Here is a 25,067-nt window from a genome sequence, read left to right as displayed (position 1 = left end):
GCGGGTCTCCCGCGCAACCTCCTAGCGCCCTCCGAGTCCCGGCGCGAGCACGATTTCAATGCGCCGGTTCTGGCTCTTGTGCTCCGGCGTGTCGTTCGCGACGATGGGCTGATACTGCCCGTAACCCGCCGCCGACAGCGACGTCGGATCCACGCCCGAATCCTGCAGCGAGTGCACCACCGCCATCGCGCGCGCCAGGCTCAGCTCCCAGTTGCTGGGGAACTGTCCGCCCCCCGTGGGCACGTCGTCCGTGTGCCCCTCCACGCGGATGATGCGGCCGCGCACCGTCTTGAGCGCGTCGGCGATCTTCACGAGCGCCTCCTGGCCTTCCTTGCCCACGCGCGCGGAGCCGGACGCGAAGAGGATCTTGTCCTTCAGCTGCACGGTCATCCGGCCCTTCATCTCCGACAGCTCAATCTTGCCGTCGGAGATCTCCTGCTTGAGGCTCTGGGCCAGGCTCTCGTACTCGGCGCTCTTCTTCTCCAGCTCCTCCTTCGCCTGCGCGAGCTTCTTGGAGTTGCGCGCCAGCTCGTCGTTGAGCGCGGTCAGCTGCGCGTTCTTCTCCTCCAGGGCGCGGCGCTCGGCCGCGGCGCCGGTGAGGCGGCTCTCGGACGCGTTGAGGCGCGTCTCCAGCGCGGCCTTCTCCTGGTTGAGCGCGGCCTGCTGCTCCTCCAGCGCCTTGATCTTCGCCTCGGCGGCCGCGCGGGCCGCCTTCTCGTCCGTGAGGTTCTTCGTCAGCCCTTCCGCCTCCAGGGCCTTCTCGTTGAACTTGCCCTGCGAGACGCAACCCGTGGACAGGGCAACCAGGGCCGCCAGAACCAGACGTGTCCGCATATGTACGCTTCCTCCTGACAAGATGTTGGCGGGTCCGAGCCTACCGCTCCCGCGCCATCATCCTAGGAGAAACGCGCTTCTGGTTTGAGGACCAACTTCCCAGCCGGGAGTGCTACCGGGGGAAGATGGGGTGGGTGTCCAGCCAGGAGCTGAAGAGGGCATCCGCGAAGGGCTTGCCGGGGATGTGGACGCCGCCGCTGGCGCCGCCGGAGACGTGGAGGCCGGAGCCTGGCAGGTAGGTGAGGACGAGGTCGTCCCCCTTGCGCACGTCATGGAGCGACGAGAGGAGCTTCTCCAGGGACTGGCTGAGGGCGTCCTCGCGCATGGCCGGGTTCTGGCGCAGGCCTTCGCGGAAGCTGCCCACGAGCTGGTCCTTGCTGATGGTGCGCAGGAACCGGAAGTGCAGTCGTTTCAGGCTGTTGGACGACACGGCCTGCTGGAAGCACGTGGGCTCCTCCTCCATGTAGAGGCTCCACACGTAGACATTGAAGAAGAGCTTCTTCTTCAGCTCCATGTGGGTGAGCGCGAGTGTGCGTCCCTCCACCTGGAGGGAATCCGGCATGTTGACCCCGCCCGCCTGTCCCGCCTGGGCGACCCCGCCCACCAGCAGGAGCATCCCCAGCGCGAACCCTCGCGCTCCCTTTTTCCACGCCGTCCCCGTCATCGCCTTCCCCTTCACCCTCTTCCGAGCCGGTGATCGCAACGGTGTGCACTGTCCTGGAAACCGCTACCGGGCGCGATCATTGGTTTGTGCACCATTGGACGGCAATCCGCGTTCTCTGGCAAGGCTGTTGGAGGTTCAAATGACTCCCCGGCTGGGGGGTGGCCGGGGGCGGAATCAGGGCCGGTCGCTGCGGCGCTACTGCCCGACACGGCCGGTTCCTCCAGCAGGTCCTTCCGGCGTTTCATCCCGAGCCGTGCGCTTCACCGTCACGGTGCGCGCCACCACGAAGCCACCCAATCCCACGGAGGGATCGATCTCATACATCGTGAGCTCACCCGCGAGGACCTTCTCCGTCCAGTAGGAGGCGACCTCCATGTCGGCGCAATACTTCGCCGTTCCGTCCATCCCCGCCCGATGTTCACGGATGTCGAACAGCACGTTCTGCGTGCCGAGGGGCGAGAGCCACCACTCCTCGGCGCCGTGGAACTCCACCCAGACGGTCTCCAGGGCGTGGAGGACCAGCTCCAATTGGAGGAACTCCTTCTCCCGGTCCATCCTCACGCCGGTCACTTCAGCGTCATGGACCGACACGCCCAGGAAGCCCATCGTCTCGGTCATCCCTACACCGCCGCGGCGGCGATCAGCAGGTCGATGTCCACCGGCTTGCGCAGGTAGGAGCGGGCCGCAAGCACCTCACGGCGGCTGTCGAGCTGCGGGTCGGCGCTCATCACCACCACCGGGATGTGGGCGAAGCGTGCGTCGGCGCGCTGCTCGGTGCGGAACTGGAAGCCGTCCTTCACCGGCATCATCAGGTCCAGGAGGATGACGTCGGGGCAGGTCTTCATCGTCTCCAGCATGGCGAGCGCCTGGGCCCCGTGCTCCACGCACACCACCGTGTGGCCCTCCTCCTCGAGCACCTCGCGGATGGACTCACGGATGTAGAAGTCGTCTTCCACGACCAGGATGCAACGGCTCATGCCCGGCTCTCCTGCGCGGTGACCTCGGGTTGCGGCTGCGAATACGAGGCGTCGCGGGGCAGCAATACCACGAAGCTCGCGCCCCCCTCCGGCCCCTCCTCCACCGAAATCCTTCCGCCGTGGGCCACGACGATCTGCTTGGAGATGAAGAGCCCCAGGCCCAACCCTCCGGCGTTGCGCGAAGCGATGCCGCGATCAAAGCGGTCGAAGATGCTCTCCCGCTGCGCCTCCGGAACGCCGGGCCCCTCGTCGCGCACCTCCAGGCGGACGAAGTCCCCCTGCTCCGTCAGCCGCACCTCCAGCGCCGAGCCCGGCGCGTACTTCATCGCGTTGGAGACGAGGTTCGTCAGCACCTGCTCCAACCGGCGCGCATCCCAGACGCCCACGAGCACGGGCGGAAGGTCCAGCGCCACCCGACAGCCGGCCTGCGCGAGCTGCCCGGAGAAGCGCTCCACCATGTCGGAGGCGAGCTGCGCGAAGTCCACCTCCTGCAAGGACAGGTCGAGCGTGCCCGTCCGGATGCGCGCCACGTCGAGCAGGTCGTCGACGAGGCTCGTCAGCCGGTCCACCTGGATCAACGACACGCGCAGCGTCTTCGCCAGCCGCTCCGGACTGGGGGCGCGGTTCTCCTCGGGCTTCACGCCCCGCTCCGCCAGCTGCAATTGCATCCGCAGCGACGTGATGGGGGTCTTCAATTCGTGCGAGGCGATGGAGAGGAACTCGTCGCGCGCGCCGAGCAGCAGCTTCAGCTCGCGCTCCACCTGCTTGAGCCGCGAGATGTCCCGGAGCGTGAGGATCGTCCGCGACGGCTGCTGCCCGATTGCCGGCACGACGTCGGAGTCGACCACGAGGTGGAGGCGCCCCGTGGGCGAGTGCCCCACGGCCTCCAGGTCGCGGACCGGCGTGTCCAACGCGCGGTCCAGTTCGAGCGGGCGCTCGGCGTCATCGGTGAGGCGGAACGACGGGCCGCGCTCCGTGGCGTCGAGGGTGGAGGGGAACTGGCCGTCCGCGAGCTGATGCGCGGCGTGGTTCGCGAAGGTGAACTGGCGCGAGTCCGGATCGACGAGCAGCGTGGGCGTCGGCAGGCGGTTGAGCACCGCCTCCAGCCACCGCTGCTGCTGCGCCAGGTTCTCCGCGTGCTCCTCCTGCTCCGCCGCCCGCATCCGCATGGCCGCCATGGTGAGCTGCGCCTGCACCCGGGCCAGCAGCTCCCGGGCCGCGAACGGCTTCGTCAGGTAGTCGTCCGCGCCCAGCTCCAGCCCGCTCGCCGTGGCCTCCTCGCCCGCGCGCGCGGACAGCAGGATGACCGGGAGCGTGCGCAGCGATTCGTCCGCGCGGAGTTGCTGCACGAGTTCGATGCCGTCCATCACCGGCATCATCACGTCCGACAGCACCAGGTCCGGCCGCGACTCCCGCGCCGAGCGGAGCGCCTCCGCCCCGTTCGGCACAGCCGTCACCTGGTAGCGCCGCTCGAGGAGCCGACGGACATAGTCGCGCATGTCGGCGTTGTCGTCGGCGAGCAGGATTCGTGGACGCGCCCTCTGCTCCGCGTCCGACATGGGCAGCACCGGCGTGGGCGTGGCGGACGGTGCTCCCGTTCCGGAGTCCCCCTGCGCGGGCGACGCCACCAGCCAGCGGAGCGCCTCCTCGACGAACGCTTCCACGCGCACCGGGTTGGCCACGAGGCGCGGCGCTGCTCCAGGAGCCGGCGCCTCCATCCAGTAGGCCTTTCCGAGCGGGACGCGGACGAAGAAGGTGGAGCCCTCGTCGACGACGCTCCGCACCTCCACCGAACCGCCATGTAGCTTCGCGAGGTCGTGCACGAGCGCCAGGCCGATGCCGCTGCCCTCGTGGGTGCGCCCCTTCGCCTCCTGCACGCGGTGGAAGCGCTCGAACACGCGGTCGAGCTCCGCCTCCGGGATGCCGATGCCCGTGTCCCGCACCGACAGCACGGCGAAGCCGTCCTCCCGCTTCAGCGTGACGCGGATCTCCCCGGCGTGTGTGAACTTGAACGCGTTCGACACGAGGTTGAGGACGATCTTCTCCCACATCTCGCGGTCGACGAGCACCGGCTCCCCGAGCGGCTCCGCGTCCACCACGAGCCGCATGCCGGCGCGCTCCACGGCGGAGCGGAACGCGCTCGCGACGTCGCGGGTGAGCGCGGACAGGTCGGTGGGCTCCACCGTGGCCTGGGCGCGGCCGGCCTCGATGCGGGAGAAGTCGAGCAGCGCGTTCACCAGCTTGAGCAGCCGCAGGGCGTTGCGGTGCACGACCTGCAATTCGCCGCGGGCCGTTTCCGACAGGTCCCCGCGCAGGCCCCCCAGCAGGTCCTCCACCGGCCCCAGCATCAGCGTGAGCGGCGTGCGGAACTCGTGGCTCACGTTGCTGAAGAAGGCCGTCTTCGCCTGGTCGATCTCCGAGAGCGCCTCGGCCCGGCGGCGCTCTGCTTCATACGCACGCGCGTTGCCGAGCGCCGCGCTCGCCGCCCCGCCCAGCATCTCCACGAAGGCCCGGTACGAATCATCGAGCGGAAGCCGCTGGCTCGCCCCGATGACGAGGAACCCGAGCGGCGCGTCCACGCCCGCCACCCGGATCGGCATCACGAACGACGTCTCCAGGGGCTCCGGGTACGGGCCTGCGGACACCTGCCCGAAGCGGGCTGCCAGGTCCGTCACCTGTTCCATCCGTCCGCTGCGCACCGCGCGCGCGAGCGGCCAGGTCCCGGCTTCCGCGTCGGTGGAGAGTCGGAGGGCGAGGGGCGCGAGCGGCCCGCCCGCCGGGGTCCCGCACGTCCCGCGCAGCCGCGCCTCGGTGCCGTCGGGGGTCGTCACGTAGAGCAGCGCGAACGGCAGGTCGAAGCTGTACTGGCCCAGCGTCGTGAGGAGCAGGGTGCAGGCCTCGTCGAACACGAGGGCCTGCCCGGCGCGGTCGGCAATGTCCCGCAGCGCCCGGGTCCGCCGCTGGGAGAGCATCGTGGCGGTGGTCTCCGTCACGGGGTGGAAGAGGCCCACCACCTTCCCGGACTCGTCGCGGATGGGGCTCAGGGAGAAGGTGAAGAACGTCTCCTCCGGGTAGCCGTTGCGCTCGAGGAACATCCGCTGGTTTTCGAGGTAGGACGTCTCGCCCGCGAGCGCTCGCTCGAACGGTTCCCCGATGGCCGGCCAGGCGGAAGCCCAGGTGACGCGGTAGCTCTCCCCCATCGCGCGGGGATGCACGGCGCCGCACACCACGCGGTAGCCGGCGTTGTAGATCTGATTGTGGCCGTCACCCCAGATGATGTTGATGGGGAAGTTGGACGCAAGGCAGAGGCTGACGGTGGTGCGCAGGCTCTGCGGCCAGGATTCGATGGGTCCCAGAGGGGAGTGTGACCAGTCCAGCGACGCGATGAGCGTCGCCATCTCGCCTCCTCCCGCCAGCCATTCGAGCCTTCCGGGGAGCGTGCCCATCGCGGAGATATACGTACCGGGGTCCAGGTGAACAAGGCATCAAGCCACACCTCGCAGGCCTGGTTCGTCACCCAGGAAACGGTCCGGATGCCCCTGGAACCAGGGGGGCAACCAGGCAGCTTGGCGCAGGCTTTTCTAGGGGCGTGGCCCGACATCCTGGAGCCATGCCCGCCCAGGCCCGGTGAGATGGTGGACGAACCACCGCCCCGCCAGCGCGGCCACCTGCTCGAGTGCGCCCTGCTCCTCGAACAAGTGGGTCGCACCCGGGATGATGTCGAGTTGCTTCTCCGTCCGAAGCAGTCGCAGCGCGGCCCGGTTCATGCCGATGACCGGCACGTCGTCTCCACCGACGATGAGCAAGGTCGGCGCCCGTACCCGCGGCAATGCCTCGCCCGCAAGGTCCGGCCGCCCGCCTCTGGAGACGACAGCAGCAATGCGCTCTGGCTCGCGGGCCGCGGAAACGAGCGCCGCGGCCGCGCCCGTGCTCGAACCGAAGTAGCCGATGGCCAGGGAGGACGTCCGAGGCTCGCGGAGCAGCCAATGCGTTGCGCCCGTCAGCCGGTCCGCTAGGAGTCCGATGTCGAAGCGCAGGTGGCGCGTGAACCGCTCGGCCTCTTCCTCGTCAGCCGTGAGGAGATCGATGAGCAGGGTCGCAAGACCGGCCTGCTGCAGCACCGCAGCGACATAGCGATTCCTCGGACTGTGACGGCTGCTACCGCTGCCATGCGCGAAGAGCACCACGCCTTGCGCACCCTCGGGCACGACCCGCGTGCCTTCCAGGACGACGCCCTCCCCTACCAGGACCTGGACCTCTTCCTCTCGAAGGTTCATTGCCTGCCTTGCCTTTCCAGTGCGCACTCAATCCCAGGACAGGCGCCCGACAGGACGTCTGTCTTCAAAACGGTTCATCTCCCTGGAACCTGGTCATCGCCTCCCGGCGGGAAGCCGCCGGACGGGGAGCCGTCCGCTGCGAAAGGTCCAGCCTCACCCGACAGGCGGCGCTTCTCGGAATCGATTCGTCGCGCAGGAAACGGTCCAGCTGCCCCTGAAACCAGGAGGAAACCGGGCAGCCGGCGTAGGCTCTCTGCCCATGAGCGCTTCCGCCCCGTCCCAGGTCCACTTCCGCACCTGCAACCTCTGTGAAGCGATGTGCGGCGTTCGCATTGAAGTGGCGGACGGGCGCATCACGTCCATCAAGGGGGACGACGCGGATCCGTTCAGCCGGGGCCACATCTGCCCCAAGGCCGTGGCCCTTCGCGACCTCCATGAGGACCCGGACCGCTTGCGCCACCCCATGAAGCGCACCGCCTCCGGCTGGGAGCGCGTGTCCTGGGAGGACGCCTTCAGCGACATCACCCGGCGCCTGCATGCGCTCCAGCAGGAACATGGCCCCCACTCCGTGGGCGCCTACCTGGGCAATCCCAACGTCCACAACCTGGGCGCGATGATGTTTGGCCCCGGGCTCCTTCGCGCGCTGCGCTCGCGCAACCGGTTCTCCGCCACCTCCGTCGATCAGCTCCCCCATCAGCTCGTGGCCCACCTCATGTTCGGCCACCAGCTCCTCGTCCCCATCCCGGACATCGACCGCACCCGGTACATGCTCGTCCTGGGCGCCAATCCGCTCGCGTCCAATGGCAGCCTGATGACCTCCCCGGATGTCCGCGCCCGCCTGCGCTCCATCCAGGAGCGCGGTGGCAAGGTCGTCGTCATCGACCCGCGCCGCACCGAGACCGCGAACATCGCCAACCAGCACGTCTTCGTGCGCCCCGGCACCGACGCGCTCGCGCTCCTCTCCCTGCTGCACGTCGTGTTCGCAGACACCGCGGACAACGTCCGGCGCATGGGCCGGCTCGCGGCGTTCGTGGACGGCCTGGACTCCGTCGTGTCCCTCGTCCGCGACATCCCTCCGGAGCGCACGGCGCCGCACACCGGCATCGCTCCGGAGGTGCTGCGCGGCATCGCCCGGGACTTCCTCGCCGCGGAGGGCGCCGTCTGCTACGGCCGCGTCGGCGTGTCCACGCAGCCCTTTGGCTCCCTCTGCCAATGGCTCATCAACGTCCTCAACATCGTCACCGGCAACCTGGACCGCGAAGGCGGCGCCCTCTTCACCCAGCCCGCGTTCGACGTCATCGGCGGCCCCCGCGCGCTGGGCGTCAGCCCCGGCAGCCATGGCCGCTGGAAGAGCCGCGTGCGCGGCCTGCCTGAGTTCTCCGGCGAGCTTCCCGTGGCCACGCTCGCCGAGGAGATCCTCACTCCGGGCGACGGCCGCATCCGCGCCCTCCTCACCGTGGCCGGCAACCCCGTGCTTTCCACGCCCAATGGCACACAGCTCGACACCGCCCTGGGCCAGCTGGATTTGATGGTGAGCGTGGATCCGTACCTCAACGAGACCACCCGGCACGCCCACTACATCCTGCCCCCCGCCTCCGTGCTGGAGCGCGGGCACTACGACCTCGTCTTCCACGTGCTCGCCGTGCGCAACACGGCCAAGTACTCACCGCCCGTGTTCACCGCCGGCCCGGAGTCGCGCCAGGACTGGGAAATCCTGCTGGAGCTCCAGCACCGCCTGGAGACGCTTCGCGATGGCCGGAGCGCCCGCGCCACCCTCCAGTACCAGGCCCTCAAGCGCCTGGGGCCGGAGCGCCTGCTCGACGTGGGCCTGCGCATGGGGCCCTATGGCTCTCGCTTCCACCCGCTCAAGAAGGACGGCCTGTCGCTCGCGAAGCTTCGCGCCGCGCCCCACGGCATCGACCTGGGCCCGCTGAAGCCCAGCCTCCCCGGCCGCCTCCGCGGTCGCTCCAAGCGCATCCAGCTGGCGCCGGAGCTGCTCGTCGCGGATGTCGCCCGACTGCGCGCGGCGTTCCCCGACGACGCGGCGCCTCGCGACGGGGAGCTGCTGCTCATCGGTCGGCGACACCTTCGCGACAACAACTCGTGGATGCACAACGTGCCGGGGCTCGTGAAGGGCCGCCCCCGCTGCACCCTCCTGATGCACCCGGAGGACGCCTCCCGCCTGGGGCTCACCGACGGGAGCGACGCCAGCGTCCGCTCGCGCGTGGGCGAGGTCACCGTGCCCGTGGCCATCACCGACGACGTGATGCCCGGCGTCGTCAGCCTGCCCCACGGCTACGGCCATCAGCGCGCGGGCATCCGCCTCCAGGTGGCCGGCGCGCACGCGGGCGCCAGCATCAACGACCTCACCGACGACCAGGCCCTGGACGCCGTCAGCGGCAACGCCGCCTTCAGCGGCACACCGGTACGGGTACGGCCGGCGGCACCACCTGCGCCACCGTCACCTTCTGGACCCGCCACACCAGCGGCGTGAGCGCCCCGGCGAGCACGAACACCGCCTGCACCGCGTGGGCGAGCAGCGCGATGGACATCGCCTTCGCGGCGGAGGTCCCCATCGCCCCCGCGGCCAGCGAGAACATCCCGTCCGTCACGCCCACCTGTCCCGGCACCAGCGACCCCATCGCCAGCGCCACCAGGTAGAGGCCTTGCGTGAACAGGGCCTGCACCACCGTCGCGTTGATGCCCACCGCGTGCGCGAGCACCGCGTACTGCATCACCTGCAACACGCGGCTGACCAGGAACGCCAGCATCGGCCGCCAGGGACACAGCCCTCCGGCGCACACCGACGCCTGGAACACCTCCGCGTGCGCGCCCCACTTTCCGCACCGGCGTTGCATCCACGCGCCCAGCCGCTTCGCGCGCAGCCCCGCCCGCATGCCCAGCGACGCCAGCAGCAGCACGAAGCCGTGCACGACCATCCCCACCGTGAACGCGGACCAGCCCGTCATGAGATAGGACGCCACCGCGCACGGAAAGGAGATGAGCCCTCCGGCCCCGAGCGATGCCGCCTGGGACGTGGCCGCCGCCGCCGTCGCCGACGCGGCTCCCGTGTAGGGCGTGAGCAGCGTCGCCTTCGTCGCCTCCGCGGCGGTGCGGCCCGCGGGCGCCATGCTCGACACCGCCGTGCCGATGAGCTGCGCCCGCACCAGCACCGCCAGCGGCACCTGCCCCGCGCGTGCGCCATAGGACAGCCGCGTCGCCGTCGCGTCGCAGGTCTGCCGTCCCATCTCGAGGAGCACCACCCAGGGCAACAGCGGCAGCGCGGCCAGGAGCGTGGTCTTCAGCTCACCGGCGCCCGCCTTGTGCACCATCGCCGTCAGCATCCCCAGGCCCCCCAGGGCGAAGACGGGCTTGAACACCATCAGCAGCCTGCGCCTCCAGACACCCGGTTCGGTTGCCTGCCCTCCGGCTACGACGGCCATTGGCCCGGCCAGGGCCGCCTCGTGGTGCACGTTGCTCACACCCGCCCTCCTCGCCCATCCCACGCGCCCCACCCGAGGGGTCTATTCCTCAAACTGTGCAGCCCCCACCGTCCTGGCGAGGGCCGACTGTCGACGGTCGCCAGCCTCCTCGTGCTCGCGTTCGCGTGTGGACAGACGTGACCGGCGCCGGGGCCGGGGAGGATCAGGCGCGCACCGCCCGTGGGGCTGTTTTGCACGCTCGGCAGCAGGACCGAAGGCGGTTAGGGTGGCGCCGCCTTCAGGCAAGCCTTCACGTTGGGAGCACGCAATGAAAGCAGTGCGCTTCTCGGCCTTCGGTCCGCCCTCGGATGTCGTCCAGGTGGCGGAGGAATCCCCCGCGCCGCTCCAGCCCGGCGAGGCGCGCCTCGCGGTGCTCGCGACGCCCATCAACCCCTCCGACCTGCTCACCCTCTCCGGTGAGTACGGCGTGCTGCCCAAGCTGCCCGCCACCCCGGGCAACGAGGGCGTGGGCCGCGTGGTGGAAGTCTCCGGCTCCGACGCCGTGGCCCCGGGCGACCTCGTGTTCCTGCCGCTGGGCGCGGGCACCTGGCGCACCCACCTCGTCGCACCCGCCGCGCAGCTGCTGCCCGTGCCGCCGGGCCTGGACCTGCTCCAGGCGAGCATGCTGATGGTCAACCCGCCCACCGCGTACCTGATGCTGCGTCAGTTCGTGACGCTCCAGCCCGGGGAGTGGGTGGTGCAGAACGCGGCCAACTCCGCCGTGGGCCGCTACCTCATCACACTGGCGCAGGTGATGGGCCTGAAGACAATCAACGTGGTGCGCCGCCAGGAATTGGCGGACGAGCTCAAGTCCCAGGGCGCGGACGTGGTGCTGCTGGACACCGACGAACTGCCCAAGCAGGTGCGCGAAGCGACGGGCGGCGCGAAGGTGCGGCTGGGCATCGACGCGGTGGGTGGAGATTCATCACGGCGGCTGGGGGACTGTCTGGCCACCGGCGGCGTGCTCGTGAACTACGGCGCGATGAGCGGCAAGGGCCCCAAGCTGTCCGCCGCGGCGTCCATCTTCAAGGACGTCACCCTGCGCGGCTTCTGGCTGATGCGCTGGATGCGCCATGCCCCGCGCGAGGAGCAGAACGCCACCTTCGCGAGGCTCGCGGAGCTGATGTCCGTGGGCACGCTCCAGGCGCCCGTGGACGGCACCTTCCCATTGGAGCGCATCCACGACGCCGTCGCGCGCGCCCAGGAGCCGGGCCGCAACGGGAAGATCATCCTCACCCCCAACCCCGCGGCCTGACGCACCCGACGGCCCACATCCCCACGGTTCAAGGAGCAACGACCATGAAGCGAGTCGAAGGCAAGGTGGCACTGGTGACCGGCGGCGCGGGCGGACTGGGCGCCGCGTCCGCGCGGATGCTCGCGCGCGAGGGCGCGAAGGTGGTGGTGACCGACCGGCGCGAGGCTGAAGGACGCGCGGTGGCACAGGAGCTGGGAGACGCCGGGCTGTTCGTCACGCTGGACGTCACCCAGGAGGCCCAGTGGGAGAACGCGATGGCGCGCACCCTGGAGAAGTTCGGGCGCCTGGACGTGCTCGTGAACAACGCGGGCATGGGCATCGTGAAGGATGTGGAGGAGATGAGCCTGGACGAGTGGCGGCTCGTGCACGCGGTCAACCTGGACGGCGTCTTCCTGGGCTGCAAGCACGGCATCCGCGCCATGAAGAAGTCCGGCGCGAAGGGCTCCATCATCAACATTTCCTCCATCGCCGGCATCGTCGGCGTGGGCCAGTTCCCCGCGTACAGCTCCAGCAAGGGCGGCGTGCGCCTGCTGTCCAAGTCCGTGGCGCTGCACTGCGCGGCCAAGGGCTACGGCATCCGCTGCAACTCCGTGCACCCGGGCTACGTGGAGACCGCCATGGTGGAGGCGCTGTCCCAGGCCGGCGGCCAGGCGGAGAAGACGCGCGCGCGCATGCTCAAGGGCATCCCCATGGGCCACTTCGGCGAGCCGGACGACGTGGCCAACGCGGTGGTCTACCTCGCGTCGGACGAGTCCAAGCTGATGACCGGCGCGGAGATGATCCTCGACGGCGGCGCCACCGCGCAGTAGCTCACGCCCAGCGCGCGCCCAGCAGCTCCGCGAAGCGCACGCCCAGCTCCATCCGCCCCACCATCGCCTGCCCCCACGCAGTCGCCTGCGTGGCCCAGGTGGCGGGCGTCAGTCCCAGGGCCTGGAAGAGCTGGAGCACGTCCGCGCCCCCCTGCATCGCCTTGAGCAGGCGGGCGTAGTCCACAAGCCTGGGCAGCGCGGTGCCGGGGAACAGCACCTCGCGGTCCAGGGGATGGGGGGCCACCTGGGGCTGGACGTCCGTGAGCAGGCGCAGGGCCTCCACCCGGGCTCGGACGTCCTGCTGTTCGCGCTCCCTGGCCTGGACGGCCTGGAGTGCTTCGGCTTCGCGGCGCGCGTCCTCGGCCTGGCGCTCCTGGTCGCGTCGGCGGGATTCGGCCACGCGGCGTTCGATTTCCCGTTCGCGTTCGTGCTCCGCGTCCGCCTGGAGCCGGGCCCGTCGCTCGCGCATCATCCGCAGCGCGTCGTGCGTGTCGTCCAGGAAGTCGCGGTGGATGTTGGACTCCTCCGGCGGGGATGGCGTGGTGCGCACGCGCTGCTCGAAGGAGGGAAGGCGCGACTCGAAGTGCTCCAGCTCCGCGAGGAAGCGCGGATCCTCGGACTCTACTGCGTTGAGCAGCGCCCAGGCCCCCTTCGATACGGAGAGGGACGCGGTGCGCGGGCGCGTGAGCACGGCTTCTTCGGCCGCGTCCCAGAGGGCTCGCAGCCTCCGGGGCAGTGCGTCCATGGGCATGTCCGCCAGCAGGTGCTGCGCCTGCGGGTAGAGCCCTTCCGGATCCACGCGCCACCACGTCTGGAAGCACACGAGCGCGTCGGGCTCCGCCTCGCGTTGCTTCTCCCACAGGGCGTCGCGCCAGGGAGCGAAGGCGGTGAGCAGCGCGCCGCGCTCGGAGGGATGGGATTGGAAGCGCTGCCAGACGGCGTCGAGCAGGGCCTCCCGGCCGGAGTACGGGCCCCACTGGCGAGCCACGCGGGACAGCGGCGCCACCAGGCGGTCCTGGCCCGGTCCCTCCCAGACCGCCATCAGCAACCGGGCCGCATGGCCGGAGTCGGAGCCGACAAGCCCGGCCTGCTCCCGCCGCGAGGGGAACAGCAGCAGCGCTTCCAGCAAGGCCTCTGCGCTGTCCGGTTCGCGGGCCCAGGCGTTCAGCCGTTGCTGTTCGTCCACGCCCGCGTGGTGGAGGAAGCGCACGAACGCGAAGTCCCTGAAGCACGCGATGCGGTCCTTCGCCGACGCCCGTTCGAGCACATGCACCGTCTCCTCCAAGAAGCACCACAGCGCCTCCATCTCCTCCTCGGACGGCTCGGTGCCCTGGGTGGGGGTGGCGGCCCAGTCGAAGAAGTCCAGCGCGGTTTCAGCGGGCAGGTCGCGCAGCACCGAACGCGCCCAGCGGGCCCAGCGCTGGAGGTCCTCGGGTGCCCACGAGAGGAAGGGGTGTCGCTTCGCGAAGGGCAGGAGTTGATCCGCGAGCGCACCGGGCGTGTGCACGGACACGGTGAGCAGCGCTTCCAGGGCGCCTTCGGGCGGTGGCGAGGGAAGGTTGCTCAGCACCTCCTTCACGAAGCGCGCATCCCCGTCCTTCTTCAGCCGGTCGAAGAGGCGGCGCGAACCCCAGCCGCTCAGCGTGCGCCGGGCGAAGGTGACGGTGCGCGCGTCGGGTGAGTCCAACGCCTGCGCCACCTCCACCTCGTCTTCCAGGCACAGCGCGCACTCGAAGCGCACGTCCGCATCAATGCCATACAGGCCCCGGTGCAGCGCGGCCGAGACCGCCTCGGTGGGCTCCTGCCCTGTCACCCGCGCCCAGGCCACCGCGGCGCGAGCGCCCAGTTCGGGCACATCCAACACGCCCAGGGCCAGCACGCGGATCCGCTCACGCTCCTCCGGGTTCAGCCGGAGGGAGAACACGGTGTGCCAGCGCGTCAGGGCCAGCATCGCCTCCACCGCCACGCGCCCGTCCTCGTGCAGCAGGGAGCGCACCGTGAAGCGGGCCTCGTTCGACGCGGAGCCCTCGTGGACCCAGGCGAGCGCCGCCAGTCGTCGCAGGTCCAGGTCCGGCGCCTTGTTCGCCAGGTACTCCAGGGAGTCGGGCAGCGGGCTGAAGGGCGCGAACCGCTCGGCCAGGAAGTCATCTTCCATGGGCAGCAGCGCCGCCCAGGTGTCTTCCAGGTCGCGCGCGAACCCGCGCTGCAACAGCCGCGCTTCGATGCGCCGCGCGTCTTCGATGAGGCGCAGCGCCGTGCCCCACTGGCTCGCGTAGCGCGCCGCGAGGACGTCCACCTGGGCGGGCTCCAGCGCTGCGGTGCGGGCTGACAGGGCGAAGCGGTCCACCCCGGACTTCAGCAGCGCCCGCGCGGCGCCGTACCGCTCCGGCGCGATGGGGCCACAGAGGCAGTGCGGACAGGCGGCGTCGGACGGGATGAAGCGGGTGCACCCGGGGCAGCGCACCTCCGCGCCCCGGCGCACACCGCTGTCGAGCGGGGCGGACATTCCCCGTGTCTACTCCGGCCCGGGGCCTCGTTGCATCCCGGGGTGCCTTGAAGGCCCGCGTTCGTGAATCACAGGCCCCGCGCCGCGGCCACTGCATTGAAGTACCAGCAGATGCCAGGGCCTTCCGCGGCGCCCTGGCCCGTGAGGGCATGGCGGTTGGGCAGCCCCTGGATCCACGCGGGGCACCCGGTGAAAACCGCCGTCACCTTCCGCATGGGATTGGCCAACATGCTTTGCTGCCTGTGTTTCTCTTTCCAGGAGGCACACGGTGGGGGTATTGGACGGGAAGATCGCGGTCATCACGGGCGGCAGCACGGGGATTGGCTTCGCCATCGCGGAGCGCTTCGCCAGCGAGGGCGCGGAGGTGGTCATCGCCGGACGCCGCTCGCAGCGCCTGGAGGACGCGGCGGCGCGGCTGGGCCCTGGGGCCCGGGGCGTCGTCACCGACGTGGGCGACGATGCGCAGGTGAAGCGGCTCATCGACTCCGTGCCGCGCGTGGACCTGCTGGTGACGTGCGCGGGGGGCGCGGTGTTCGGAGCGGTGGAGACCGTCCCCTCGAAGGCATGGCGGGATCTCTTCAACGACCGGTTCTTCGGCCAGCTGTCCGCCTGCCATTACGCCGTGCCGAAGATGGCCGCCGGGAGCGCCATCGTCCTGTGCTCGGGCATCGCGGGACACGCGGCGCTGGTGAACTACGCGGGCGGCGCGGGCCTGTGCGGCGCGGTCAACGCCATGGGCAAATCACTCGCGGTCGAGCTCGCGCCCCGAGGCATCCGCGTCAACGTCCTGTCGCCCGGATTGACGAAGGACACGGCCATCGACTGGGGCGTGCCGCCCGAGCAGCTGGGCGCGTTCATGGACGGCCTCGTGAAGAACATCCCGCTCAAGCGCCCGGGCACCGTGCAGGACATGGCCGATGCGGCCTACTTCCTCGCGACGAACTCCTACGCCACCGGGCAGGTCATCGACCTCGATGGCGGGTGGACCGCCGTCTGAACAGGCGCTCCGCTACCGCATGTGCCCGTCACCGGTCCGTCATCTACTCCTCACACCAAGGTGACCGCCCTTCCACCGGGGACATGGATAATCCACGCTTCCATCTTTTTCTGGAGGAGCCTGGATGCGTCTGGATCGCCGTCATTTCCTTCGTCTCTCCGCGCTGGGTGGTGGAGCCCTGGCCCTGGGCCCCGGCTTCTGGCGCAACGCCTACGCCGCCCCCGCGCAGCCGGGCCCCAGCCCCTACGGGGCCATGTCGGGCACGGCGGATGCCAACGGGGTGCAGCTGTCCGCGGGCTTCGCGTCCCGCATCGTCGCGCGTTCGAGCACCAAGGTGGCGGCCACGGGCTACACGTGGCACTCGGCGCCGGATGGCGGAGCGTGCTTCACCACCGGCGAAGGCGGCTGGGTGTACGTGTCCAACAGCGAGATGTCCTCGGGAGGAGCGAGCGCGCTGCGCTTCGACGGTGGGGGCGCGGTGGTGGGGGCGTACCGCATCCTGTCCAGCACCCGCAGCAACTGCGCGGGCGGGCCCACGCCGTGGGGGACGTGGTTGTCCTGCGAGGAGTACAGCGGCGGCCGGGTGTGGGAGTGCAACCCGCTGAGCGCCTCGCAGGGCACGGTGCGCCCGGCGCTGGGCACCTTCGCCCATGAGGCCGTGGCGGTGGATCCGGTGGACCGGCGGCTCTACCTCACCGAGGACAGCACCAGCGGGCGTTTCTACCGCTTCACGCCCTCCGCCTGGCCGTCGCTGGGCGCGGGCACGCTGGCGGTGGCGAAGGTGACGGGGGATCCGCTCACCGGCGCCACGGTGAGCTGGGTGACGGTGTCCGCATCGCAGCCCGCATCGCAGCAGTCCAATGCCTCGCAGTCCACGGTGTTCAACGGCGGAGAGGGCTGCTGGTACGACAGCGGCTGCGTCTACTTCACCACCAAGGGCGACAACCGCGTCTGGGCCTACACGCCGTCCACGTCGAAGCTGGAGCTCATCTACTCCGCCACCCTCTACCCGGGCTCGCCGCTGACGGGTGTGGACAACGTGACGGTGTCGCGCTCGGGCGACCTCTACGTGGCCGAGGACGGCGGCAACCTGGAGCTGTGCATCATCACCCCGGACCGGGTGGTGGCGCCGTTCCTCCGACTGGTAGGGCACTCCGCTTCGGAGATCACCGGCCCGGCTTTCAGCCCGGACGGGAAGCGGCTGTATTTCAGCTCGCAACGCGGCACCACCGGCGCCAGCGCGGGGGGCGTTACCTTCGAGGTGACGGGCCCCTTCCGGTGAGCCGCTGACGCCGCACCTTCAGCCCCCGAGCTTGGTGAGCACGAACGCGCAGAGGAAGCCGGCGACCGTGATGAGGCCCGTGAGGTCGTGCGCGCCTTCCGTGGCCTCCGGCATCATCGTGTCCGCCAGCATGGCGAGGATGGCCCCGGCGGCGACGGCGGTGGTCCCCGCCACCACCGCGGCGGAGAAGCCCCGGAAGACGACGTAGCCCAGCAGGGACGCGAGCCCGGAGAGCAGCGCGATGCCGCCCCACACGCCGAAGATGTAGCCCTTCGAGCGCCCTGCCCGCTTCATTCCCGCCGCCGAGGAGAGCCCTTCCGGCACGTTGGAGAGGAACACGGCGGCGACGGCCACCAGGCTCACGGAGCCCCCGGCGATGAGGCTGACGCCGATGACGATGGACTCCGGAATGCCGTCGAGCAGCGCGCCCACGGCGATGGCCATCCCACTGCCGCCCTGCTGTTCCTCCGACGCCTGCTTTCCACCGGAGCGCTTGCGATGCCGGGCGCCCCGGTGCGCGAGCAGCATGTTGGCCGCGCTGTAGATGACGGCGCCGGAGATGAAGCCCAGGGCGGTGGGGATGAAGCCGCCCCGGTGGAACGCCTCGTCCATCAGGTCGAACGAGAGCGCGGAAATGAGCACGCCCGCGCCGAACGCCATGATGCCGGCGATGAGGCGCGTGGGCAGGCGCGCGGCATAGCCCACCGCCGCGCCGACGAGCAGCGCGCTCCCGGCCAGCAACCCCCACAAGCCGGCCTGGAGCCACAGCGGCATTCCCGCTCCTTCAATCCCTCTCACTTCAAGGAGAGGGTCTGTCCCTGCCTGCGTGCGACGCAATGGTCCCGGTCGCCAGGGCGGACTCCTTGCCCTCCGCCTCCTTCCACAAGGCCTGGAAGCGCGCTTCGAACCGCGTCCCCAGCTCCTCCGAGTCCAGGTACATGCTCGTCTCGTCGTAGCGGGAGAAGGCGCTCAGCGTCCAGTTGTGGCTGCCCATCACCAGGTGCCGGCCATCCACCAGCAGCCCCTTGGAGTGCGTGAGCCGCGCCACCCTGTCGTAGCGCACGGGCACCTGCTTCGCGCTCAGCGCCTGGTACGCCGCGAGGTTGATGAGGCGGGAGTGGTAGACATCCCGCTCCGCATCCCGATCCAGGATGATCTGCACGTCCAGCCCGCGCTCGTGCGCCGCGATGAGCTGCTGGAGCAGGGCCTGCGTGGGATAGCGCGCGTCCACATACCGGAAGAAGAAGAGGACCAGCCGCACCGAGCGCTCCGCTCCCGCGAGCAGCGGCTCCACGAACGCCGGGTACTCGCCATGCCGCAGCAGCACCCCCGCCCGCGTAGGACCGCTGGCATGCGCTTCGATGGAGCGGGCCTGGTCCGCACGCTCCCGCTCCGCACGCACCGCGCTGGCCCGCGTGGCGCCCAGGCGTCGCGCCACGCCATACGGGTGCTCCCGCACGTCCCGCAGGCAGTCCTCCAGCTCCACCAGCACCTGCTTCGCGGGCCCCCCTCCCTGCGCGAGGCGCCACAGGAACGAGCCCTCGCCGCGCGCCATCCACTGCACGTACCGCTCGAAGGAAGGCTTGCGGACGAAGGCCTCCAGCGTCTCGCTCCTGAACACCGGCCGGGGTCCCCCCAGCGTCACCCGCGCCCGGAGCTGCTCCACCCCCTGCGCGCCCACGCCCTCCACCTGCACCAGCTCCTCCAACCCGACGAAGGGGCCGTGTTCGCGGCGGTAGTCCACGATGCGTGCCGCCAGCACCGGGCCGATTCCCGGCAGGGCCTCCAGCTCCCCGACGCTGGCTTCATTCACATCCAGGGCTTCCTTCCATTGGCACGGCGTCACGAAGGGCAGCGCCGGACCGCCGCGCCCCGACTCCCGCGCTGGCGCGCTGAAGAGGGGCCTCGCGGTGCCCTCCTCCAGCGCGCGCGCGTAGCGGTTCATCCGTCGCTGGAGCACCTCACCGGCCCGCCGCAGCGCGAACTCGCGCGCCTCCTCCTCGGGCAGCTCCTCGTCCGGGGCGATGTCACCGCCATGCGCCTGGCTGAGCTTCATCAACAGCCCCGCGGCCTGCTCCAGCTCACCCGGCTCCCACCGCACCTGGGCGGACCAGCTTCGCACCATCGGTTCGAACCACTCAGTGCGCATGCGACCCCTCCTCCACCACCGGCACGCCCCCTGCCCAGAGCTGCTCGAACTCCCTCGCCAGTCCCACCGCCAGCTCCGGCGCGCGCACCGCCAGGGAGTCCTCGTCGCCTCCGTGGAAGGCCGAATGCGTCCAGTTGTGGCTGCCCACCAGCAACAGGTCGTCCGCGAGCACGAACTTGCTGTGGGTGCTCCCGTGCTGCTTCGAGTGGAAGTGGCGCACCGCCAGTCCCCGCTGCTTCAGGTAGAGCGCGGAGGTGGTGTTGGCGAGGTGGATCTCCACCGTGTCCGACACGCCCACCAGCACCCGCACGTCCACGTTCCGCCACTGCGCCCGGCACAGGTGCTCCACCAGCCCGCGCACCGAGCGCAGGGGATCCTTGAGCACCCGGGTGTCGATGATGAAGACAGACACCCACAGTCGCTTGCGGGCCCGCTCGAACTGCTCCAGCGCGAAGGGCAGGTAGTCCTCGTTGCTCAGCAGCGTGCCGGAGGACACCGGGAAGGACTCGAAGCTCATCTCGCCTCCGGTGTGTGTGTCTCCAGCCGCTCGCGCAGGCCCTGCTCGTGATGGCGGTAGGTGAGCAGCAGGCGGCGGCTGAAGGCCTGATACGCCACCAGCGCCAGGGAGATTCGCGTGGCCGCGCCCCTCGCCTCGGACGTCTTCGCCCGCGCCGCCAGCCCGCGCATGAGGTCCTCGCCCTGCTCCTGCCAGGAGAGCACCGCGAGCTGTTCGTCGATCAGCAGCCGGTGCTCATCCAGCAGGTCCTCGATGGCTTCCAGTCGCTCATACTCAGGCGTCGGGGGCATGGCCTCTCCTTGCTAGGGACTGCCGCCCTCGTTGAGCAGCCGCTGAAGCATCTCATCGAGCGCCCGCTCGAGTTCCTCTTCGGGGCTGGCGGGAAGATAGGGATTGCCGAAGTCGAACAGGTCGATGGCCGTGCCGGAGCCGCCGAGCTCGAGCTGATCCGCGAAGTTCCCGAGGTTGGGATAGGGCATCAGTGCACCGCCTCCTCTTCGGGCAGGTACGCGCGCACGGTGGCCGCGACGACCGCCTCCAGCTCCTCGCGGGTCCAGGCCCGCGTGGCCGCGCGGAGGAAGCGGCGCGTGACGGGGTCCTCCACCTCTTCCCAGGCGTACAGCTGCTTCAGCCGGTGCTGGATGAGCTGCTCGCGCGTCATCGTCTTCGCCAGCCGCTGAAGCTCCCGCGTGAGGAGTCGCTCGAAGCGGGGCTGAAGGGGGACCACCAGCAGTTCCATGCTGGGAAGATGGGACGCTCCCACTGAAGGTCGAGTGACGACCCGGCAGAGGGCCTCCCTGCCCGGCCACGTCCAAACGGGAGGGATGGGCCGCCCTGTCGCGCTAAGCCCTCCGCCGCCGGCCGGTGAACCCCGCGAGCGCGAGCAGGAGCAGGGGGATGCTCGCCGCCGGACCCGAGCCTGAACCCGAGCACCCGCAGCCGGAGTCGTCAGGCCCCGCGCCTCCGGGCGGAGGCGTCCCGTTTCCATTCGTGCCGCCATCCGTGGCCGTGCCCGCATCGGGAATGACTCCCGCGTCCGTGCCCGTGCCCGTGCCTGCGTCGGTGCCCGCATCCGCGCCGGTGCCCGCATCCGCGCCGGTGCCCGCATCCACTTCGACCCGCGCGAGGACCGTGACCTGGAACTGACAGGCAGCACTGTTGCCCGCGGCGTCCGTCGCCTCGGCCCGGACGACGTGCTGTCCCACCGGGAGCACGCTGGCGGGCGTCACGGTGACCACCGGGGATGCGTCAATGGCATCCATCGCCGTCACGCCATAGGCAGGCGTGGCGCCCTGGGTGACGACGAGGTCCTGCGGGCACACCACCTGGGGCGGCGTCAGGTCGCGCCGCACGGTCACCGTCCGCGTCGTGACGCCACCGATTGAGGACGCGGTGCACGTGAGGGTCTGCCCCGGGGTATCGCTCGTCACCGTCACCGGCTCGCAGCCCAGGGTGCCCATCGCCGTGCCGGACTCTGCGTCGGTGACGGTGAAGCTCACCGAGACATCACTCCGGTAGAAGCCACCGCGCCCCAGCGTCCCTGACAGGACATGCGACACCGTGGGCGGCGTCGTGTCCACCTCGACCGCGAAGGCCTCACGCCCCTCCGTCGCCGTCGTCGCGGCGAACACCAGCCGGCTCCCCGCGAACACGGGCACGCCCGGGGTCGAGCCGACAGGCCCGGGATTCACGTCCCCCAACAGCGTGGCCGCGCTGGCACCCGGCAGGTACACGCGCGGCTCCTGGCCAGAGGCGCGGTCCGCCGCGTTGAACAGCAGCGCGCCGCCCCGCGAGACGAGCCACGTCGCGCCCGGCGCCTCGGCGACCTTCACCGTGCCCGCCTCGGTGCCATCCGTCCGCACCAGGAAGGTCCCCTCCCAGTTGCGCAAGAGCAGGTACGGCGTGCCGTGGTGGAGGGCCGCCGCGACCAACGTGCTCGACCCGGCCCCTGGCTGGAAGTCGGCGATCCGGTGCGTTCCCGTCTGCGTCCCGTCCGACATCCACGGCTCGCGTCCGATGTCCGCCGCTCCCGTGAAGAAGAGGAGCCCTCCCGCCGCCTGGAGGTTCTCGGGCTCACGCCCCTGCGTCGCCGTCATCCCCTCGAAGACGGCAGCCGTGGCGTCCGCGCGATTGACCATGCCCCCCGCCACGAAGAAGGCGAGGTTGCCCGTGCTGGTGAAGGACTCTGGCCGCATCGGCAGCTGCGCGACCCGGACGGTGCCGGAGGAGGTTCCATTCGTCCGCCGCACCTCCCAGTAACCCGTCGAGCTGTTCACGTACGCGTACAGCAGCGAGTTGCCCACGGGGAACAGCCGCGAGAGCATCGTGGAGGGGTTGTCGTAGTGCGAGGCGAACTGCGTAGAGCCCGTCGCGCTCGCGGTGTGCGTCCACAGCTGGGAGTACGGACTCTCCCGCCAGAGGCCCACCAGCCTCGTCCCCGCGGGCTTGAAGTCATACAGGGACTGCTCCCACATCTGCATGCTGGTGGCGGTGCCCGTCTCGGGGTCGCCGACATACAGGCGGGAGTCGACCTTGAACCAGAGCTTGCCATTGAACAGCGTGAGCCCCGAAGGGCCTCCTCCGGAGGAGCTCGCACCCGGCAACGGGATGACCTCGCGGGTCCCCGCGGGGGTTCCATCCGTCCGGAAGATGCGGCCCCCCTGCGAGCTGTCCTGGTTCGGGACGAAGTACGCCGTCGCCCCCACGGAGAGGAACTCCCCCGGGTTTGAGTTGCCATTGTGCACCGGCATCACCTGGACCGGCGGCAGGTCGGTGACGGTGCCATCACTGAGCCAGAGCCGGGCCTGGTTGTCTTCCACGGCGCTGAAGAACAAACGGCCGAGCGGATCGACGCAGAAGTCCAGGTTCAGCGTGGGGTCTACCGCCCTCACCCGCCGCGTCCCCGCGACCGTCCCGTCCGTCGCCCAGAGCTCCTTCTTGCCCGCCACCGTGGCCAGGAAGTGCAGCCGGGCCCCGGTCGCCACCAGCTCCGTCAACGCGGAGCCCGCCGCGCCGGGGTTCAGGTCCCCGAGTGGGAGCGTACCGTCCGCCGTGCCATCGCTGCCCCAGGGCTCCGCGCCCGTCACGCCATCGTCCGCGATGAAGACGAGCGCCGAGCCCACCTTCCGCAGGTCCGTCCCGGGGGGCAGCTTCGCGGCGAAGGCCTTCACCTCCACCGTGCCGTCCGCCGTTCCGTCCGTCCGCCACAGCGCGGAGCCGGTGTCCGTGTCCGCGATGAAATAGACGTGGTCGCCCAATACCGCGCCCCACAGGGGCGACGAGGAGGCGGTGCCCGGAACGAGGTCCTTCACCAGCACCGTGCCCGCGGGCGTGCCGTCCGTGCGCCACAGCGCCATGCCCTCGGCGGAGGCGTTCCACCCGAAGATGAGCTGCTCGCCGACCTTCCCCAGGAGCCGCGAGTAGGGCGAGGTCCCGTTCGAGGTCCCCCGCTTGAGCAGGATCGTGGAGTCATCCGCGCCGCGCACGACGTACAGGGAATGCGTCCAGGTGGGGCTGGAGCCGCTGAGGTCTTCGTAGAAGCTGCGGTCGCCATCCACGCCCAGCAGGTGGTCGTAGGGGCTGCCGAGGCGGCGCGTGCCGGGCCCGGTGCCATCGCTGGTCCACAGCGACCAGTTGCCGCTGTAGCCCGCGTTGAAATACAGCCGCCCGGCGCGCACGAAGAGGTTCAGCTCCAGGCTGTGCTGGCTGTCATTCACCGCGTAGACGAGGCCCGTCCCCTGGGAGGTGCCGTCGGAGCGGTAGAGCTTGTTGCTGGAGCCGAAGTAGAGCGCGTCCCCCACCACCTCCAGGGAGTCGACCTCGTGGTGGTTGTATTGGCCAGACGGGCTCTGCGCGAGCATCCAGGTGCCGGCGTCCGTGCCATCCGAGCGCCACAGCTCCCAGGCCAGGAAGCCGTCATCGACGATGAAGTAGAAGACGCCCTTCATCACCACCGCGGCAGGGGTCACGGTGAGCGTCGGGTCCGCCATGCCGCCGCCGACCCGATGCGTGCCTTCAGCGGTGCCATCCGTCACCCACCACTTGAGGCCATGCACGCCGTCATGGAGCGGCAGCATCAGCCGCGAGCCGAAGGGGACCCCCTTGTTGAACCCCATGCTGCTCGGCGGGCCCGGATTGAAGTCACCCAGCGCGTGCGTGCCCTCCGGGGTGCCGTCCGTCACCCAGGGCTCGTAGCCGTTGCCGTCGGCGTTCCTGAAGACCGTCTTCCCGCCTACCGCGCCGAGGAGCTGGGCCTGGTCCTGGCTGTAGACATTGCTCGTGCGGTAGTCCCCGAGCAGGACGGGCGGTCCCACGCCCCCGGCGAGCGGCGCCGCGACGTGCGCGAGCGTGGGACGGAGAGAGACTTCTTCCGGATCCGGAAGGTCGCAGGAGGCGAGGACGGGCAGGAGGAGCGCGAGCCCTGAAAGGAGACGCATGTTCCGCGCACTCTACCCGTCGTCACGGGGGGCACAAACCCAGCCACCCGGACGGTCAGGCCGGAGTCAGGGCTTGGGCGCGGGCGCTGACTTCGTCGGGGCCACCGGGGCGGTGGTGGGCGTCGCGGGCTTCGTCTTGGCGTACGTGGCGATGCGGTTCGTCACCTCGCCCATCAGGTCATTGGGGATGGGGACGGAGAGGTTGTACTGGGCGATGCGCCACCCGGCCGGCTCCTTCACCAGCACGCCGCTGCCGCGCGCGGGCCCCAGGTTGGGCGTGTCCAGCGCCTCGTCGAACCACGCCGTCTGCCCATCCTTCGACAGGAACACCGTGCGTGATACCGACTTGAAGCTCCACGCCTTGCCCTTGGCGAAGAACGGCTTCGACCATGTATGGAATTGATCCACCGTCCAGCGCTCCGCCCCGTCCGTGCCCATGAACACGGCGTCCGGCGTGAAGAGGGAGAAGTAGCGCGCCTCGTTCGCCGCCGCCGCCGCGCGGTGCCAGTCGTCCAGCACCGTGGCCACCGCCACCTTGGGGTCGGCCTGAGCCACGGGTGAAGCCGGGGCCGCGGGCGCGGCGGGGTTCGCTGCGAGCGTCAGCAACAACAAGGAGACGGAAGGCACCGGTTCACCTCGACGGGAAGGGGGTTCGCGGTATGAAGCGGCACGGCGTGCCTCCGGGTCAAGGCGCGGACAAGGCGGTGGTGACGTGGTGCTCGAAAGCTTTCAGGTGGGCACGGGGGACGTGCCCACGGTGTTGCTGCACGGCTTCCTCGGCAGCGGCCGCAACCTGCGCTCGCTCGCGGTCGCGTGGACCCAGGCGGACCCGCGCCGCCGCATCCTCCTCCCCGACCTCACCGGCCACGGCCAGTCCCCCGC

23 protein-coding genes are annotated in these 25,067 nt (G+C 70.4%); 6 read left to right on the top strand and 17 right to left on the bottom strand.

Annotated features, from left to right (window positions below):
- Window positions 1-21: 21 nt before the first annotated feature.
- The 6 genes from D7V97_RS03500 to D7V97_RS03475 form a co-directional block, all read right to left on the bottom strand.
- Window positions 22-834, bottom strand: a complete 813-nt coding sequence (locus tag D7V97_RS03500; RefSeq protein WP_120609152.1) for an OmpA family protein — start codon at window positions 832-834, stop codon at window positions 22-24.
- A gap of 112 nt (window positions 835-946) precedes the next feature.
- Window positions 947-1,498: a chalcone isomerase family protein gene (locus D7V97_RS03495; protein ID WP_120609151.1), complete on the bottom strand. Its 552-nt coding sequence runs from the start codon at window positions 1,496-1,498 to the stop codon at window positions 947-949.
- A gap of 195 nt (window positions 1,499-1,693) precedes the next feature.
- On the bottom strand, window positions 1,694-2,116 hold the full coding sequence (locus D7V97_RS03490) for a hypothetical protein (RefSeq protein WP_120609150.1): 423 nt from the start codon (window positions 2,114-2,116) through the stop codon (window positions 1,694-1,696).
- Window positions 2,117-2,118: 2 nt separating this feature from the next.
- Entirely contained in the window at window positions 2,119-2,475 is a 357-nt protein-coding gene (locus tag D7V97_RS03485) for a response regulator (RefSeq protein ID WP_120609149.1), read from the bottom strand.
- Window positions 2,472-5,873 (bottom strand): ATP-binding protein, encoded by a 3,402-nt coding sequence (locus D7V97_RS03480; RefSeq protein ID WP_158623258.1) that lies wholly within the window; start codon window positions 5,871-5,873, stop codon window positions 2,472-2,474. The genes D7V97_RS03485 and D7V97_RS03480 overlap by 4 nt, the downstream gene beginning before the upstream one ends.
- Before the next feature lie 183 nt (window positions 5,874-6,056).
- Window positions 6,057-6,752 (bottom strand): dienelactone hydrolase family protein, encoded by a 696-nt coding sequence (locus tag D7V97_RS03475; RefSeq protein WP_120609147.1) that lies wholly within the window; start codon window positions 6,750-6,752, stop codon window positions 6,057-6,059.
- A gap of 259 nt (window positions 6,753-7,011) precedes the next feature.
- On the opposite strand from D7V97_RS03475, the gene D7V97_RS03470 reads away from it, so the two are divergent.
- Entirely contained in the window at window positions 7,012-9,246 is a 2,235-nt protein-coding gene (locus D7V97_RS03470; protein WP_120609146.1) for a molybdopterin-dependent oxidoreductase, read from the top strand.
- Here D7V97_RS03470 and D7V97_RS03465 read toward each other — a convergent pair.
- Complete coding sequence (locus D7V97_RS03465) at window positions 9,164-10,234, bottom strand: lysylphosphatidylglycerol synthase domain-containing protein (protein WP_233582492.1); 1,071 nt, start codon at window positions 10,232-10,234, stop codon at window positions 9,164-9,166. The genes D7V97_RS03470 and D7V97_RS03465 overlap by 83 nt on opposite strands.
- Window positions 10,235-10,502: 268 nt before the next feature.
- On the opposite strand from D7V97_RS03465, the gene D7V97_RS03460 reads away from it, so the two are divergent.
- Together D7V97_RS03460 and D7V97_RS03455 are read left to right on the top strand one after the other, a co-directional pair.
- Window positions 10,503-11,489, top strand: a complete 987-nt coding sequence (locus tag D7V97_RS03460) for a zinc-dependent alcohol dehydrogenase family protein (protein ID WP_120609145.1) — start codon at window positions 10,503-10,505, stop codon at window positions 11,487-11,489.
- Between the two features lie 44 nt (window positions 11,490-11,533).
- Window positions 11,534-12,298, top strand: a complete 765-nt coding sequence (locus D7V97_RS03455) for a glucose 1-dehydrogenase (protein ID WP_120609144.1) — start codon at window positions 11,534-11,536, stop codon at window positions 12,296-12,298.
- A gap of 1 nt (window position 12,299) precedes the next feature.
- Here the strand turns inward: D7V97_RS03455 and D7V97_RS03450 are convergent, their stop codons facing one another.
- Window positions 12,300-14,804 (bottom strand): hypothetical protein, encoded by a 2,505-nt coding sequence (locus D7V97_RS03450; protein WP_120609143.1) that lies wholly within the window; start codon window positions 14,802-14,804, stop codon window positions 12,300-12,302.
- 68 nt (window positions 14,805-14,872) lie between these two features.
- Complete coding sequence (locus D7V97_RS44490; protein ID WP_158623257.1) at window positions 14,873-15,034, bottom strand: hypothetical protein; 162 nt, start codon at window positions 15,032-15,034, stop codon at window positions 14,873-14,875.
- A 38-nt stretch (window positions 15,035-15,072) separates the two neighbouring features.
- On the opposite strand from D7V97_RS44490, the gene D7V97_RS03445 reads away from it, so the two are divergent.
- Together D7V97_RS03445 and D7V97_RS03440 are read left to right on the top strand one after the other, a co-directional pair.
- Window positions 15,073-15,801, top strand: coding sequence for an SDR family NAD(P)-dependent oxidoreductase (locus tag D7V97_RS03445; RefSeq protein ID WP_120609142.1), 729 nt, complete (start codon window positions 15,073-15,075; stop codon window positions 15,799-15,801).
- A 124-nt stretch (window positions 15,802-15,925) separates the two neighbouring features.
- Complete coding sequence (locus tag D7V97_RS03440) at window positions 15,926-17,083, top strand: alkaline phosphatase PhoX (RefSeq protein ID WP_120609141.1); 1,158 nt, start codon at window positions 15,926-15,928, stop codon at window positions 17,081-17,083.
- Between the two features lie 18 nt (window positions 17,084-17,101).
- On the opposite strand, the gene D7V97_RS03435 is transcribed toward D7V97_RS03440, so the two are convergent.
- The 8 genes from D7V97_RS03435 to D7V97_RS03405 all read right to left on the bottom strand — a co-directional run bounded on the left by D7V97_RS03435 (window position 17,102) and on the right by D7V97_RS03405 (window position 24,812).
- The gene (locus D7V97_RS03435) at window positions 17,102-17,857 is read right to left on the bottom strand and encodes a ZIP family metal transporter (protein ID WP_120609140.1); all 756 of its coding nucleotides are present in this window, start codon (window positions 17,855-17,857) and stop codon (window positions 17,102-17,104) included.
- 25 nt (window positions 17,858-17,882) lie between these two features.
- Window positions 17,883-19,232 (bottom strand): phospholipase D-like domain-containing protein, encoded by a 1,350-nt coding sequence (locus tag D7V97_RS03430; protein WP_120609139.1) that lies wholly within the window; start codon window positions 19,230-19,232, stop codon window positions 17,883-17,885.
- Window positions 19,222-19,749 (bottom strand): phospholipase D family protein, encoded by a 528-nt coding sequence (locus D7V97_RS03425; RefSeq protein WP_120609138.1) that lies wholly within the window; start codon window positions 19,747-19,749, stop codon window positions 19,222-19,224. The genes D7V97_RS03430 and D7V97_RS03425 overlap by 11 nt, the downstream gene beginning before the upstream one ends.
- Window positions 19,746-20,039 carry a hypothetical protein gene (locus D7V97_RS03420; RefSeq protein WP_120609137.1) on the bottom strand — a complete coding sequence of 98 codons (294 nt, stop codon included), beginning with the start codon at window positions 20,037-20,039 and terminating at the stop codon, window positions 19,746-19,748. Before D7V97_RS03420 ends, D7V97_RS03425 begins: the two co-directional genes overlap by 4 nt.
- 12 nt (window positions 20,040-20,051) lie before the next feature.
- Window positions 20,052-20,228, bottom strand: a complete 177-nt coding sequence (locus D7V97_RS44485; RefSeq protein ID WP_158623256.1) for a hypothetical protein — start codon at window positions 20,226-20,228, stop codon at window positions 20,052-20,054.
- Window positions 20,228-20,476, bottom strand: coding sequence for a hypothetical protein (locus D7V97_RS03415; RefSeq protein WP_147444674.1), 249 nt, complete (start codon window positions 20,474-20,476; stop codon window positions 20,228-20,230). The genes D7V97_RS44485 and D7V97_RS03415 overlap by 1 nt, the downstream gene beginning before the upstream one ends.
- Window positions 20,477-20,591: 115 nt before the next feature.
- Window positions 20,592-24,185, bottom strand: a complete 3,594-nt coding sequence (locus D7V97_RS03410) for an HYR domain-containing protein (protein ID WP_120609135.1) — start codon at window positions 24,183-24,185, stop codon at window positions 20,592-20,594.
- 66 nt (window positions 24,186-24,251) lie between these two features.
- Window positions 24,252-24,812 carry a nuclear transport factor 2 family protein gene (locus D7V97_RS03405; RefSeq protein WP_120609134.1) on the bottom strand — a complete coding sequence of 187 codons (561 nt, stop codon included), beginning with the start codon at window positions 24,810-24,812 and terminating at the stop codon, window positions 24,252-24,254.
- 85 nt (window positions 24,813-24,897) lie between these two features.
- Here D7V97_RS03405 and D7V97_RS46730 point away from each other — a divergent pair.
- Window positions 24,898-25,067: alpha/beta fold hydrolase (locus D7V97_RS46730; RefSeq protein ID WP_368668871.1), on the top strand; the 170-nt coding region annotated here is incomplete at its 3' end.

Source organism: Corallococcus sp. CA053C (assembly GCF_003611675.1).
GTDB lineage: Bacteria > Myxococcota > Myxococcia > Myxococcales > Myxococcaceae > Corallococcus.
The sequence above is the reverse complement of the archived record's forward strand: the minus strand, read 5'-3'. Positions and strand labels throughout refer to the sequence as shown.